Genomic DNA, 13,105 nt, shown 5'->3' with positions numbered 1-13,105 from the left:
TCCTCCTTTTTAGCAAAGATAATAATGATGGGAGGAATATAAATGAATATTCAACGTGCAAAAGAGCTTTCTGTTTCAGCGGAGCAAGCTAATGTAAGTTTTCAAGGCATGCCTGTTATGATTCAACACGTCGACGAAAGTAACGAAACCGCCCGCATATATGAAGTACAAAACCCAGGACGCGAATTAACGGTTCCAGTTAATAGCTTAGAGGAAATATAAGAAATGCCACTTCAATTTTTTGAAGTGGCATTTTTCTTACTTTAGATTACTTAATATAAATTCCTTCTACCCTCTGTTTTACAACACCTAAAAAAATAAGAATCTTCTACTTCTTTTCTTTTTTTAACCTGCTAAAATACAAACTATGAATTAATTATTCGCACTATACATTAAGGGGGAAAGATAATGAAATCTGATTTAGAAAAAAACAAGCCCTATTATGCAGTTATATTCACTTCTAATTTATCAAGTGATACAACAGACTATAATGCCGTTGCCGAAAAGATGGAGGATCTTGCGAAACAGCAAACTGGATTTTTAGGTGTCGAAAGCGCACGTGATCATTCCGGACTCGGAATTACTATTTCTTATTGGGATTCACTTGAAGCAATTGAAAATTGGAAAAAGAACGCCTTACATAAAGAAGCAAAAAAAAGAGGCCGTGAACAATGGTATGAAAACTTCCACCTGCGTATCTGCCTTGTTGAGAAAGAATATAAGTTTCATAGAGGTACCTTGTAACTTATGAAGAAAAAATTGGCTCTCGTTGCTATTCATGAAATATACGGTGTGAACGATCATATGCATCATGTTATTGACCACTTCAATACATCTTATATAGATGTATTCTGTCCTAACCTTTTACAACTACAAAATTCATTTCATTATAGTGATGAAGAAAAAGCATATCAATATTTTATGAATCATATTGGATTTGATTATGGGAAAGAACAAATTAATGAGGTAATTTCTACCCTTTCAAATGATTACACGCATATAGGACTGATCGGCTTTAGTGTTGGGGCTACCATCGCTTGGCTCTGTAGTAACAATCCAAAAATAGATTTTATGATTGGATGTTACGGTTCCCGTATACGTGACTATGTTCACATTAAACCTACATGTGCTACATTACTTATTTTCCCTGAACAAGAAGCTAGTTTTTCAGTATCCTCTTTAATGAAAGCATTACAGCAACAAAGGAATCCGCTATTAGAAATAAAACAACTACATGGCGAACATGGATTTTTAAATCCATCCGCAGTAACATATAACGAACAATCTACAACGCAAGTATACAAAATAATAGATTCGTTTCTTATGAAAACTATGTTGTAAAGGAGTTTCATATGCCACTAACATTACTATTGCTCATATTCATAATCATTCCCTTTACTTCAGCATTAGCTCTCATTTTTATGACAGTTAAAAAAGGAAATTTTTTAAACAGACCATACTTACAATCATTCATCGTATGTGCTCTATTTTTTGCGAATTGGATATTATATTTAACAAATTTTTATTCATTGCTACCTGAGAAGGTTAGCCGATTTATATTTCTACCTATTTGGTTTTTCCTTTGCGTTTTAGGCTTTATCGTTTTCGCACGCGAATGGAAAAACAATCGTGTTTTTTCCATATCTATCGGTTTTCTTTCTTTTATCCCGCATTAACGGGCAGTAAGACTCCCACCTCAAAATTCGGCTGAAGCAAAGAAGTTAGGTGAGAGATTAACTGCCCGTTAACGCCCGATTGGTTCAACTAATAATCAGTGGGGGATGAACACCCCCCCACTGATTAAAGTTTCACTTTATTAGTTTTCTATTTGGATTATTGTTGTTAGTTCTTTCGGGAATGTAAAAACAAAAGGAAGAAAAGCCCAATATCAACTTTTCTTCCTTCTATTTTTACCTTTAGATTTTATTGTCATAGTTTCACAAGGTGTATAATAAATTTGAGGTGTCGCCTTATCAACAAACATCATAAACGTAATAAAGCCGATAATAAAGAAAGTAAATAACGTTAATAAAATTGCTCCTATCGTTAAAAGTATCATAACACCACCCCTATATGTTTCATATTATTACACTGTTCGCTATTATATGAATGGAATCCTTTTTAGAAAAAGAAACGTAACAAAATAATCACAATGACGCCTGTTAATACTGTTCCTAATAGACTACGAGTATATATTGCAACAAGAAATGTTGGAATTGCCGCAATAAGGTAATCCCACTGCACCGTCTCGTGCATAAATAGTACTTGAGCTAAAAGTGCTGCTAATATCGCAATCGGTATGTAATTCAACCATTTCAAACCCCAGTCTGGAATTTGTAGTTTACTAAATACGAGAAGAGGTAAAATACGTGGCACGAGTGTGACAGCTCCTGCTGCTAGTAAAAGTAATAATACGTCTAATCTCATTTCCATTTTTCAATCACCACTCCAATCGTCGCAGCTAGTAATGTTGCGATAATAACTGCTATACTGTCTGGCATAAATAAGTGTGAAACATATGCGATAATAATCGCTACAATTGCAACAGTAAGATGAATTGCTAGTTTCGGTTTACTACTTATGAGCTGAAGTACAAATAATCCGATAAACATTGCTGGTAATGCATAATCCATGCCGTACGTATGCGGATCTGGTATCCACTCACCAAACAGCCCGCCAATAATAGTAGCAAGAATCCAATTTAAATATGCTGTGACATTTAACCCCATCATCCACCTGTCACCTAAATATCCTTTTTGCGCTGCATGCTGCACTGCAACGCCGAACGTTTCATCTGTAATTTGAGAACCGATAATTACATTTTTTAATAGAGGAAGTTTCGTAAAGTATGGTGCAAGGGCAGCACTCATTAGAAGGTGGCGTAAATTAACAAAAAAGACGGTGAAAATGATTGCTGAAGCAGGAGCGCCAGCTGCATACATACCAGCTAATATAAATTGGGCAGAACCTGCATAAATTAAAGTGGACATAAACGCAATTTCAATGATGGAGAAACCTGCTGTTTTTGCAATTACACCAGCTGCTATACCGATACTTAAATAACCAAATACAGTTGGTAAACAATCTTTTACTCCTTGCTGAAATGTATCATCGCTCTGCAAAGCTACATGGGCCTGAGCTTTACTCATTCGTATCATCCTCCATTCCTTCCATAGTCCGTTTTCCTGTTACGACATGAACTAAATCTATATTCTCACGCCATAACGTATCTAACTTATCAGCTCCAAATTCCTTTGTAATCTCTTCCACCATAATGTCGTGCCGCACATACTCCGTAGCAACGAGAACTAAAGCTGGATCGTACGTTGTAACGGCCCATGAAGTGCTATCATTTGAGAAGTTAGCAATTAACACTTCTTCCCCATCACGTGCGATAACAGTTAAATGACCACCCATTCTCTTTTCAACAACGTGAGGCGTCATATAATTATGATGAAATGTCGCTCCTATTTTTGTTTCTGGGGCACCAAATAAGATTGAAAATATATGTACTCCTTCCGCTTCCTTTGTATGAATAAGCGGTTCAATCTCATGCACTTGATCTTCCCATACAGAAATCCATAACTCTTCCTTTGCTCTACTAATTATATTGCATATTTCTTTTAAAACACGATCATTCGAGCGAATATGCGAAATTACATCAATTTGTCGCTCCTGCTCTAAACAATTTAATTTTCGATCTAAAAATTCAAAGGATTTTTCAAAGTCTTTTCGCATTCGATCCATTAATTCAGTAGCTGGTACTGGTACATATTTCACTGGTTCAGAAGGGACTAAATGTACTGCACCTTTATCCATCAACTTGCCAAGTACTTCATAAATCATCGAACGGGGTACTCCTGTTTGTTTACTAACTTCATAACCTGTTACTGGGGAATGTTTTAATAAACCAATATACGCTTTACATTCATATTGAGAAAAACCTAACTTTTGTAATTCTTTTATAATTTCATCCATCGGTAATCCCTCACAATCTAAATAACTCTCATTTCAAAACGATGCATTTTATATTAGTAGTTATTACTATACCTACCAATATAAAAAAGAAGACCTATAAAGTCAATTGATAATTCTGAAATTTTAAAACAAAATAAAAAGCCTTCTTGTGAAAGGCTTTTTGTACATACTATTCCACTTATTTGAACTGCAAAGTATTTGATATGTTCCCCTCCAGATGCTCACGTAAGGTTGAACCTGTATACTCTTCCCTAAACACACCTGCTCTCACGAATAACGGAATGACTTCACTAAAGAATAAATCCAATGATTTTGGAGGTCCCCCTGGAATTGCAATAAATCCATCTAATGCTCCGGCTTCAAACCTATCCATAATTTGCTTACAAACGTCTTGTGATGTGCCAACCGCTACCCAATGAGCAGAGCCAACAACTTCTGGTCGCTCCAGTATTTGTTCAACAGTTGGCTCATTTTTAATGATGTAATTCCGTAATAATTCGGCATGTGTTTTACTACGCACAGTTTGCTCCCTGCTTGGTAGCATATCTTCTGTTACCTTACTTTCTAACGGAATCCCTCTAACGTCTAGTCCGAGAACCATTTCAAGTAAAGCATATCTCTTCTCTTTTGTGAGATGTTGATGAGCTTGCCTGTGCATTTCTAAAGCTTCTTCATATGTATCGCCAATAAAGAAATATAAACCAGGCAATACACGTATATCATCTGACTGCCGACCATGTTGCACTGCCCTTCTTCTTAAATCTCGGCGAAGTTCAATTCCTGACTCTACATCTGGCATTGCGGCGAAAATCGCATCCGCAACAGAAGCAGCGAAATTCCGACCAGGCTCTGATGCACCAGCTTGAAATAATGGCATTTCTCCAGAAATGTGCTGCGGGACATTAAGTGGGCCTTTCACCTCAAAATACTCACCACGATGCTCAATAGGCTTTACCATCTCTCTAATTACATCTGTGTTATCTTCTTTCAAAACCTCATAAGGATGACTCCTCCAAAGTTTTCTTACTAACTCTGTACATTCTGCCGCTTTCGCGTATCGTTCCTCAGATGGTGGCATCCCTGCCTCACCAAAATTTTCTGCACCGTCAATGGATGTGACAATGTTCCATCCTACTCGGCCATTGCTAATCCAATTTAAAGATTGTAGTTGCCTCGCTAGTATGTATGGTGGATAAAATGATGTTGAAGCTGTCGTAACCACTCCAATTTTTTCTGTTGCATAAGCAATAGCAGTAAACAATAATGTCGGATCTAAAATTACATTCCCCTTATTACGAGCAATTAAATCTGGATGCGCCACTAAATAATCGGCTTTAAAAACAAAATCTAACTTCGATTTTTCTGCTTGTTTCGCTAACTCTACTTGTTCATCAATTCCCGAATTAAACTCACTCTCTTGCTCTTTCTTTCTAGAAATTAAACATAATCCAATGCAAAGTTGTTTTTTTGTAGACATATACACACCATCCCCTTGTTTTTAATTCACTTTGTTAAACAAATGTTGCTGTCATTATGAAATTCCAATCTTATGAAAATGGATAAAACGATATTGATAATCATTATCATTTTATGGTGTAACTGTAATAAAAGCAATAATAAAAAAGGACTTCCGCTAACGGAAGTCTCCTATTTCAATATTTCATTTGCTTCTTTTTCATAAATTTTATCAAACGAAGTCATGACACGCTGCGATGCTTGAATCATCTTTTGACTCGTCATAAGATCTGCCATCTCTTTCGTCATATCTACATTTGAATTTTCTAGCATATGATTTTTTACTGCCCCTGTTCCGTTCGGTAAATCAGCAATGTTTCCTTCTGCTAGTGTAAAGCTTTCGTTCTCTCTTTGCATTAGACGTGCATTCGCTTCTGCATCTACTGTTTTTGTTTGCAACTGTGCAATTACTATTCTCTTAATATCTGGTTTTTGCAAAGTTCCATCGTTAACTTCTCTATAGACTTCTCCATTATTAGATACGAAGAAATCAACATTTTCAGGAATACGAATACGTTCATTATTTACATCCATAACATAAGCACCTGAAGATGTTTGTAAATAACAATCACTATTTATTGTAAAACTACCATCTCTCGTTAAAAACGTTTCATCGTTTTTAGATGTAACGAAAAATGATGTTGTACCGGCTGTACCGTCATCTAAAAAGAAATCTGTAGCACTATTTGTCATTTGTATATTTCCTTGTACTAAGTTCACATGCGTTGCGGCTGGTACTACAGCATAATCGACCGAACCGATATTTGTCGTCGATCCATCTCCGCGGCGATATGTGTCTTGCACATCAAATACTTTAGAAGTCATATTTTCTGCTTTAAATCCTGTCGTTTGAGCATTTGCAACGTTATTCGAATGAACATTAATGCGCTGCATGTAATTCATCATACCCATAGAACCTATATAAAGACCGTTCATACTCGTTTGAATAAGGCAGATGCCTTATTCTTCACTTCTCTTCTTACGATGTTTGTAACATTTGTTTTGCTAAATGTTCAGCTGTAGCGATATGTATATGTTGCTTTACGTCTTGTCCATCTGTCATTAATACAATTGGAGCTGATGATACAGCTGGAATTTTCAACAATTCACCACTACTCGCTGTTTCATCAAATTTCGTAAACACGATACCATCTATATGAATATCTTTAAAGTTCGTAATAATTTCAATCATGTCTTTACTTTTCATAGAAGCTGATAACGTTAAACAAATATAATCTGGCTCTACTTGTCCCATCGTCTCAATCATTTCTTCAATTGTCTCTGACGTACGATAATTTTTCCCGGCTGTATCTATTAATATATAATCGACGCGTGCTTCTTCTTTAAAATAAGTGAGTGCCCTTGTCATAGCTGCTTCATCCTGCACAGCAATTACTTCTGACCCAATTGTTTTTACGTAATCTTGTAATTGCTGCACTGTTCCAATGCGAGAATGGTCTGTCGTAATAAAACCAACTGTTTTTCTCTTAGCGTGAAACTGCCATGCCATTTTCGCAAGCGTCGTCGTTTTTCCAACACCAGTTGGACCGATTAATGCAATCGTTTGTACTTCTTTTTCAAATACGTTTTCAGTATGAAAATGAGATTTCATATCTTCCAATATGTATCCGATGACTTCCTCTTCTGTAATCATCGTTGCATTCTCAAACTTCATTTTTAATTTTTCAGCATATGCATGAATGAAATAATGCTCCACATCGTTTTGTTCTAGCATTCGTATTACTTTTTGAATAATAAATGGCACAGATTCCTGCTTTTCTTTTTTAACAACTACTTCTTCTTTCTTTACAGGAATAGCTTGTTTCACAGCAGGCTGTTTTTTCGTAACGTTCGTCGCCTCCGCACGTTTCACCACGACAATCCCTTTTTCAAACAGTTGTAATAGTTTCTCTTTTTTTCTTGCCCATTCTTCACTATTTCCTGTTTGCATCGCTGCGTACGACATAGATGTTGTTACATTTTCTAAATTGTGCAAAACCGATTGAATTCCATTTCCCTTCACAATTTCTTCTGAAGGTTCATTTACAACATCCATTAATTGGTCATGAAACTCGGCTACGCCTTCTTTACTTCCATCCTGTTTTATCTTCGGGAAAAGCGACTAACATTTCATAATTCTTTTTCCAGAAAAACGGGATGTTTCGTTTTACACTTTCATCGACAACATAGTAATAATCTGTACTATATTGGTCAAATAACTTTCGATACAATTCATTTTTCGAAGCTGCTTTTATTCGCATTAACGCTTCTTTTTTTTCTGTACTTTCCATTACTTCACCCCCTACTATTCAATATAAGCAATTTGATCTACAACAATTTCTGGTGCTAGTTCACTAATACATAATACTTTAGCTTCTATTTGATAACGTTCAAGAAGTCTCACAATCGCAAATCTGAAATCTTTTCTGCGTGTTAATAATACTGGATCTCTTCCCATTAAATGAGCCTGTTTGAAAACACGCTGTACTTGCTCTACTACTCGCGTTTCTAAATCTAAATCCCAGTTTAATAAATAACCTTGGTATGAATTATTCACAACATCTGCATCCAATTCAATTGAATCAGAGAAGAGCACCGCATAGATTTTTCCATCAGGATTTTTCGCACTCTCACAAATAACTTTTGAAATACATTCACGAACAAATGCAGTGACACCATCAACATGGTTTTGATAAATTTCTTTCCCGTCAATAACCCCTTCAATAATCGTTGGTAAATCACGGATTGAAACTCCTTCTTTCAGCAATTGTTTAATAACATTTTGCACGAGTGATAAATCGATTTCTTTCTTCTTAATTTCTTCTAATAAAACTCCATTATCCGTTTCCAGCGATTGAATTAAATCTTTCACATGTTGACGCTGAATTAACTCGTGAAGATTTCGTCTAACGACAACATCTAAATGCGTAATTAATATGCTAAGTGGCTCTAACACTTGATAGCCTTTCATTTGTGCATCTTGTACCATATGCTCCAAAATCCAATATCCATCTTCGCCGAAAATTGGATCTTTCGCTGGCTCTGCATCTAAATCCGCCATTACGTTCGGTGTTTTCAGTGCTAATAAGTAACCTGATTTTAAAACACCTTCAGCGGCCTTCGCACCTTTAATACGAATAATGTAACGTCCGCGTGGTCTAAAGCTCGTATTATCTTTAAAGTTAATCCCAGGAACGTTAATACCAAGGTCAGTAATAATCGATTTCCTCATCAGAACAACTTTATCTCGAGCTGTTTCCCCTTTAATTTTTTGCTTTACAAGCGCCGCTAAATCTAATCCGAGCTCTACGATAATTGGATACTTATCTGTAAACACGCCGAATGAATCTTCCACTTGTTGCAATTGCTCTTCATCGCCTTGAATCATTTCTAATTCTTTTTGAAGCTCGTCTTCTTTTTCTTTCTTTATTCGCTTTTTATTATGAACACCTAAGAAGATGATCGTGCCTCCAACGAGAGCGAATGGTAGAAATGGTAACGGAGTAAAAATACCCATTGCGATAAATAAACCACCAAGCGCATAGACAACAACTTCATGTGCTAATAACTCTTTAAAGATTCCTTCTGTTACTGTATCAGGTGAACCGTCAAATACTCGCGTTACGATAATACCTGTTGAAATTGCGAGCATTAACGAACCGATCTGGTTTACGATTCCGTCACCGACAGTTAACTGTGTATAATGAATGGCTGCTTCTCCAAAGCTCATTCCTTGCTGCATCATACCAACAATTAAACCGAAAATAATGTTTACGAATAAAATGACAATCCCGAAAATAACGTCTCCTTTAATGAACTTTCCGGCACCATCCATCGCTCCGTAAAACTCTGTTTCCATATTTAATTTTTTTCGTTTCGCCTGTGCGTCTTTTTCTGTAATAATGCGCTGGTTTAAGTCAGCATCGATAGACATTTGTTTCCCTGGTAAAGAATCAAGTGTAAAACGAGCTGCAACTTCAGCTGTACGAGATGCACCATTTGCAACGATAAGCTGGAATATGATTAATACTGATAACGATACCAATTAATAAGTTCCCGCCAATTACGAACTGGCCGAACTCTTCAATTACATGACCGGCATTTCCGTCTGTTAAAATCGCTCGCGTCGTCGAAACGTTAATCGATACGCGGAAAATCCCGATTAATAACAACATCGTTGGAAATGACTTTAATTCATCCCACTCGTTAATACTTGTCGCTCGCATATAAATAAGCACTGACATACTTAGTAGAAAAACGATAACGATATCAAGTATAAATGGTGGAAGTGGAATTAAGAGCGCCACTACGAATGACGCTGCTAAAAAGATAGAAAAATAGGTTCTTGCAGAATCTATCTTAAACAAAGAGATCTCCTCCAAACGCGCTACTATACTTCAAGTTCATTCGTCTGAATTAAATAGCGCATAACTTCAATTACAGCTACGTATAAATCTTCTGGAATCGCCATGTCTTCCTCGACTTGATAATATAAAGAACGAGCAAGCGGACGGTTTTCCACCATTGGTATTTCTTGTTCCTGGGCAAGCGTTCGTATATATAATGCGAGCTCATCTTCCCCTTTTGCAACGACAATTGGCGCCGCATCGACGTGTTTATTGTATCGAAGTACGACCGAAATATGAGTCGGGTTGTTTACAATAAATGTTGCGCCATCCATCTTCTTCGCAATTGTTCCTTGCAAGATCGCATGCATAAAGTTTTTTCGTTTCCCCTTTACTTGCGGATCCCCTTCATTATCTTTATGCTCTCGTTTTACTTCTTCTTTTTTCATCTTAATATCTTGTTCGTACTCCCATTTTTGATAAATAAAATCAATAATAGAAAGAACGATTAATATAATTAAAATAGCTAAAAAGATAAATTTAATTTGCCTAATAATTTCAGTAAGTGACGCAGTCCAGTTAAATCCAATCATACTAACGATTTTCTCTAAATTCTTTTTAAAAAGAACGTAAGCAACATAACCGATTAGTCCCATATAAAACAGTGATTTCAAAATATCTACTAAACTTTTACGACTAAACAGTCTCGTAAAATAGTTTTTCGGATTAATACGTGATGCTTTCGGCTTAATGACTTTAGAAGAAAATAAGAAACCAACTTGAATCATATAATTGAATAAATGAAAAGCGTATACGAGTATTAATATAGGAGCCGATACTTTAAGAAGTAAAATGCCCATTAAATACAAATACTCCGTCACATCCGTATTTTTTCCAATTTGATCAAACAGCGCCGCTACGGAGTTCGCAATCTCATAACCGAGCCAATCTCCGAAAAAGTAAACGACAACTGCTAATACGAGAATGGAAAATAAATTATTTAAATCTTTACTCCGGGCGATATTCCCTTCTTCACGTGATTTTTTACGCTTCTGCGGGTGGCCTTTTCTGTTTTATTATCCTTTGCCATGCGCGTCCCCCTACTTCGTTAAGAAAAAGTTAAATAGTTTCGTATACTCTTCTAATAATACGTCTGTCATATTTTTAAACACATAACCGAGCATCGGTACGCTCATCGCAATAAATAAAATACCACACGTAATTTTAATAACGTACGCATTCATAAAAACGTTTAATTGCGGTGCGTTTTTTGCGATTAAAATAAGAACGAAGTTAATGATGAATAAACTGCCCATAAGCGGCAATGCAATTTCGACCGCTGATGTAATCGCGAATAATAACGTTGCGAGTAGACTATCTAAAAAACTAGTAGTCAACAGTTTTGAAATCGCCTCTGTATATTGAAATGACTTTAAAATCGTGACAACAAAATAATTTATACCGCCGAGTGAAATAAAAATAATAAGAAAAAATATATCAAAAATTTTTGATAACAAAGTGGACTGTGATCCTGCATTGACATCAAATAAACTTGCCTGTGATAAACCGATATCAAAATCTAAAATATGTCCAGCCATTTTCGGGATATTCCACAGCATTTCTACAATTTTTGAAAGTGATAATCCAATTACAATTTGCGTAGCTGCATAAGCAGCTACATCCCAAACTGTCTTTATGTGAGAGACATCAACTTGGTCAGCAACTGTAATCGAAAGACAAAGTCCAAACGTAACCTTTGCCATTGCAGGAATCGATCGTCCTGAAAAGAACGGTAAAAAATATAAAAATGAAGTAATGCGGCAAAACGCAAAAAACGTCGCCACCCATAATTCCATATTCATTTCAATTCACCTATCTTAGTACGAACGCAATAGCGATGGAATTTTATCAAATAAATCTAAAATAAGCGTCGTTAACTCTTGAAACATCCACGGACCTAAAATGATAATAACGAGTACAATACTCGCCATTTTCGGTAAAAATGTCAGCGTTTGCTCTTGAATTTGCATCATCGCCATAATGACAGCGATAATAATAACGACAATCATACTTACGCCGGCAACCGGCATTAAAATCATAATCCCTTTATAAAAAAAGGTTTGAAAAATATCTATAATTGGTGACGTATTCATTTATATGACTCCTATCACATAGCATCAAACGCTTCAGGCGACCGTTTTAAACATAATATCGACGATTTTTGTATATCCACCTAAATATACGAAAATGAGTATTTTAAATGGTAAACTTAAAATCATCGGCGGTACCATCATCATCCCAAGGTACATTAAAAGTGTACTAATAATTAAATCAATAAAGACAAACGCTAAATAAATGAACATCCCCGTCAATAACCCTTTTTGAATTTGCGTTAGTGTAAAGGATGGTACAAGTGTAAATAATGAAAGATCCTTTAAATCTTTCGGCAACTCTTCTCCGCGCACTTTCAGCATCATTTTTAAATCATGCTTATACGTATGCTTCGACATATAATCTTTCATAATCGGAGCTGTCGTCTCCGCAGCTTGACTTACTGTTATTTTTTCTTTCGTCATCGGGTCCCACACATCACTCTTTAACTGACCAAGCACTGGCTGCATCGTAAATAGCGATAAAAATAATGCAAGTCCAACAAGCACTTGGTTCGGTGGTAAATTCATTACCCCAAGTCCTTGACGAGTAATCCCAAGAACAATCATAAAATAAGTGAAATGCGTAAATAAAAGAACGATAGAAGAAGATAATGATAGCAGGATAACGAGCGCGAATAGTTGTACACTTGAATTACTCGTAAACTCTTTTCCATTTTCGAAATTAATAAAACCGTTCGTGGCTGCATACGCTGGATTTACAAAAACAAATGAAAAAATAATAGAAAATGCGAAAATAACGGCAAATAACGATAACTGTTTCTTTATTCTCATGATGGATCCTCTACTTTTTTCGTTTCACTCTTCACCGCGTCTTCTAGTGCTTGTTGAAACTGATTTCCTGTCCCTGTTAATTGCACAGATTGCACACCGTTATTACTAATAACAGTGAACACTTGCTTCCCGTCTACTTCAAATAAAAAGGCGCTCGTTTGATGATTTAAATACACGCCGTCTTTCACTTGAATATGGCCATTTTCACCTTGCTTATAAAACTGCTGTTTGCGCGTCTTTTTCGTCATATAATACGCACACCATAGCCGAGCGCACCAAACAGTAAAACGACTTGTAATAAGGTCGTCATATACGACATAT

At 36.1% G+C, this 13,105-nt stretch carries 13 protein-coding genes and 4 pseudogenes; 4 read left to right on the top strand and 13 right to left on the bottom strand.

The features are described 5' to 3' along the window. The first annotated feature begins 42 nt into the window (after positions 1-42). The 4 genes from MRBLBA3_RS12035 (at position 43) to MRBLBA3_RS12020 (ending at position 1,676) form a co-directional block, all read left to right on the top strand. Positions 43-222 carry an H-type small acid-soluble spore protein gene (locus tag MRBLBA3_RS12035; RefSeq protein WP_001025741.1) on the top strand — a complete coding sequence of 60 codons (180 nt, stop codon included), beginning with the start codon at positions 43-45 and terminating at the stop codon, positions 220-222. Between the two features lie 186 nt (positions 223-408). Further along, the gene (locus MRBLBA3_RS12030) at positions 409-744 is read left to right on the top strand and encodes an antibiotic biosynthesis monooxygenase family protein (RefSeq protein ID WP_212089997.1); all 336 of its coding nucleotides are present in this window, start codon (positions 409-411) and stop codon (positions 742-744) included. Positions 745-747: 3 nt separating this feature from the next. After that, positions 748-1,341: a dienelactone hydrolase family protein gene (locus tag MRBLBA3_RS12025; RefSeq protein ID WP_212089995.1), complete on the top strand. Its 594-nt coding sequence runs from the start codon at positions 748-750 to the stop codon at positions 1,339-1,341. Between the two features lie 11 nt (positions 1,342-1,352). Then, a complete protein-coding gene (locus tag MRBLBA3_RS12020; protein ID WP_212089991.1) occupies positions 1,353-1,676 on the top strand; it encodes a hypothetical protein in 324 nt (107 codons plus the stop codon). Between the two features lie 212 nt (positions 1,677-1,888). Here MRBLBA3_RS12020 and MRBLBA3_RS12015 read toward each other — a convergent pair whose 3' ends face one another. The 13 genes and pseudogenes from MRBLBA3_RS12015 to MRBLBA3_RS11955 all read right to left on the bottom strand — a co-directional run bounded on the left by MRBLBA3_RS12015 (position 1,889) and on the right by MRBLBA3_RS11955 (position 13,103). Next, positions 1,889-2,059, bottom strand: a complete 171-nt coding sequence (locus tag MRBLBA3_RS12015) for a DUF3951 domain-containing protein (protein WP_000602249.1) — start codon at positions 2,057-2,059, stop codon at positions 1,889-1,891. Positions 2,060-2,121: 62 nt separating this feature from the next. Beyond that, on the bottom strand, positions 2,122-2,433 hold the full coding sequence (locus MRBLBA3_RS12010) for an AzlD domain-containing protein (RefSeq protein ID WP_000425945.1): 312 nt from the start codon (positions 2,431-2,433) through the stop codon (positions 2,122-2,124). After that, positions 2,424-3,149, bottom strand: a complete 726-nt coding sequence (locus MRBLBA3_RS12005) for an AzlC family ABC transporter permease (RefSeq protein WP_212089988.1) — start codon at positions 3,147-3,149, stop codon at positions 2,424-2,426. Before MRBLBA3_RS12005 ends, MRBLBA3_RS12010 begins: the two co-directional genes overlap by 10 nt. Then, positions 3,142-3,978 (bottom strand): TrmB family transcriptional regulator, encoded by an 837-nt coding sequence (locus tag MRBLBA3_RS12000; RefSeq protein WP_212089986.1) that lies wholly within the window; start codon positions 3,976-3,978, stop codon positions 3,142-3,144. The genes MRBLBA3_RS12005 and MRBLBA3_RS12000 overlap by 8 nt, the downstream gene beginning before the upstream one ends. Before the next feature lie 178 nt (positions 3,979-4,156). Beyond that, positions 4,157-5,455 (bottom strand): NtaA/DmoA family FMN-dependent monooxygenase, encoded by a 1,299-nt coding sequence (locus MRBLBA3_RS11995; protein ID WP_212089984.1) that lies wholly within the window; start codon positions 5,453-5,455, stop codon positions 4,157-4,159. A gap of 170 nt (positions 5,456-5,625) precedes the next feature. After that, positions 5,626-6,429: a flagellar basal-body rod protein FlgG gene (locus tag MRBLBA3_RS11990; protein ID WP_363381383.1), complete on the bottom strand. Its 804-nt coding sequence runs from the start codon at positions 6,427-6,429 to the stop codon at positions 5,626-5,628. A gap of 43 nt (positions 6,430-6,472) precedes the next feature. Then, positions 6,473-7,784 (bottom strand): annotated as a pseudogene (flhF, locus tag MRBLBA3_RS11985) (flagellar biosynthesis protein FlhF). Between the two features lie 14 nt (positions 7,785-7,798). Next, a pseudogene (gene flhA / locus MRBLBA3_RS11980) lies at positions 7,799-9,860 on the bottom strand (flagellar biosynthesis protein FlhA). Positions 9,861-9,883: 23 nt separating this feature from the next. Continuing rightward, positions 9,884-10,929 (bottom strand): annotated as a pseudogene (flhB, locus tag MRBLBA3_RS11975) (flagellar type III secretion system protein FlhB). A gap of 10 nt (positions 10,930-10,939) precedes the next feature. Continuing rightward, positions 10,940-11,701, bottom strand: coding sequence for a flagellar biosynthetic protein FliR (locus MRBLBA3_RS11970; RefSeq protein WP_363381381.1), 762 nt, complete (start codon positions 11,699-11,701; stop codon positions 10,940-10,942). A 15-nt stretch (positions 11,702-11,716) separates the two neighbouring features. Then, positions 11,717-11,992, bottom strand: coding sequence for a flagellar biosynthetic protein FliQ (locus tag MRBLBA3_RS11965; protein WP_363381379.1), 276 nt, complete (start codon positions 11,990-11,992; stop codon positions 11,717-11,719). Between the two features lie 33 nt (positions 11,993-12,025). Then, entirely contained in the window at positions 12,026-12,784 is a 759-nt protein-coding gene (locus tag MRBLBA3_RS11960) for a flagellar type III secretion system pore protein FliP (RefSeq protein ID WP_328022939.1), read from the bottom strand. Further along, positions 12,781-13,103, bottom strand: a pseudogene (locus tag MRBLBA3_RS11955) (flagellar motor switch protein FliN). Before MRBLBA3_RS11955 ends, MRBLBA3_RS11960 begins: the two are co-directional and overlap by 4 nt. Between the last annotated feature and the right edge of the window lie 2 nt (positions 13,104-13,105).

Source organism: Bacillus sp. LBA3-1-1.1 (assembly GCF_040676495.1).
GTDB classification, from domain to species: Bacteria; Bacillota; Bacilli; order Bacillales; family Bacillaceae_G; genus Bacillus_A; species Bacillus_A nitratireducens.
The sequence above is the reverse complement of the archived record's forward strand: the minus strand, read 5'-3'. Positions and strand labels throughout refer to the sequence as shown.

Excerpts from the sequence above, each read along its gene's own strand:
- MRBLBA3_RS12005 (WP_212089988.1), bottom strand. The coding sequence starts at position 3,149 with ATGAGTAAAGCTCAGGCCCATGTAGCTTTGCAGAGCGATGATACATTT.
- MRBLBA3_RS12030 (WP_212089997.1), top strand. The coding sequence starts at position 409 with ATGAAATCTGATTTAGAAAAAAACAAGCCCTATTATGCAGTTATATTC.
- MRBLBA3_RS11990 (WP_363381383.1), bottom strand. The coding sequence starts at position 6,429 with ATGAACGGTCTTTATATAGGTTCTATGGGTATGATGAATTACATGCAG.
- MRBLBA3_RS12035 (WP_001025741.1), top strand. The coding sequence starts at position 43 with ATGAATATTCAACGTGCAAAAGAGCTTTCTGTTTCAGCGGAGCAAGCT.
- MRBLBA3_RS12020 (WP_212089991.1), top strand. The coding sequence starts at position 1,353 with ATGCCACTAACATTACTATTGCTCATATTCATAATCATTCCCTTTACT.
- MRBLBA3_RS11970 (WP_363381381.1), bottom strand. The coding sequence starts at position 11,701 with ATGAATATGGAATTATGGGTGGCGACGTTTTTTGCGTTTTGCCGCATT.
- MRBLBA3_RS12015 (WP_000602249.1), bottom strand. The coding sequence starts at position 2,059 with ATGATACTTTTAACGATAGGAGCAATTTTATTAACGTTATTTACTTTC.
- MRBLBA3_RS11960 (WP_328022939.1), bottom strand. The coding sequence starts at position 12,784 with ATGAGAATAAAGAAACAGTTATCGTTATTTGCCGTTATTTTCGCATTT.
- MRBLBA3_RS12025 (WP_212089995.1), top strand. The coding sequence starts at position 748 with ATGAAGAAAAAATTGGCTCTCGTTGCTATTCATGAAATATACGGTGTG.
- MRBLBA3_RS11995 (WP_212089984.1), bottom strand. The coding sequence starts at position 5,455 with ATGTCTACAAAAAAACAACTTTGCATTGGATTATGTTTAATTTCTAGA.
- MRBLBA3_RS12000 (WP_212089986.1), bottom strand. The coding sequence starts at position 3,978 with ATGGATGAAATTATAAAAGAATTACAAAAGTTAGGTTTTTCTCAATAT.
- MRBLBA3_RS12010 (WP_000425945.1), bottom strand. The coding sequence starts at position 2,433 with ATGGAAATGAGATTAGACGTATTATTACTTTTACTAGCAGCAGGAGCT.
- MRBLBA3_RS11965 (WP_363381379.1), bottom strand. The coding sequence starts at position 11,992 with ATGAATACGTCACCAATTATAGATATTTTTCAAACCTTTTTTTATAAA.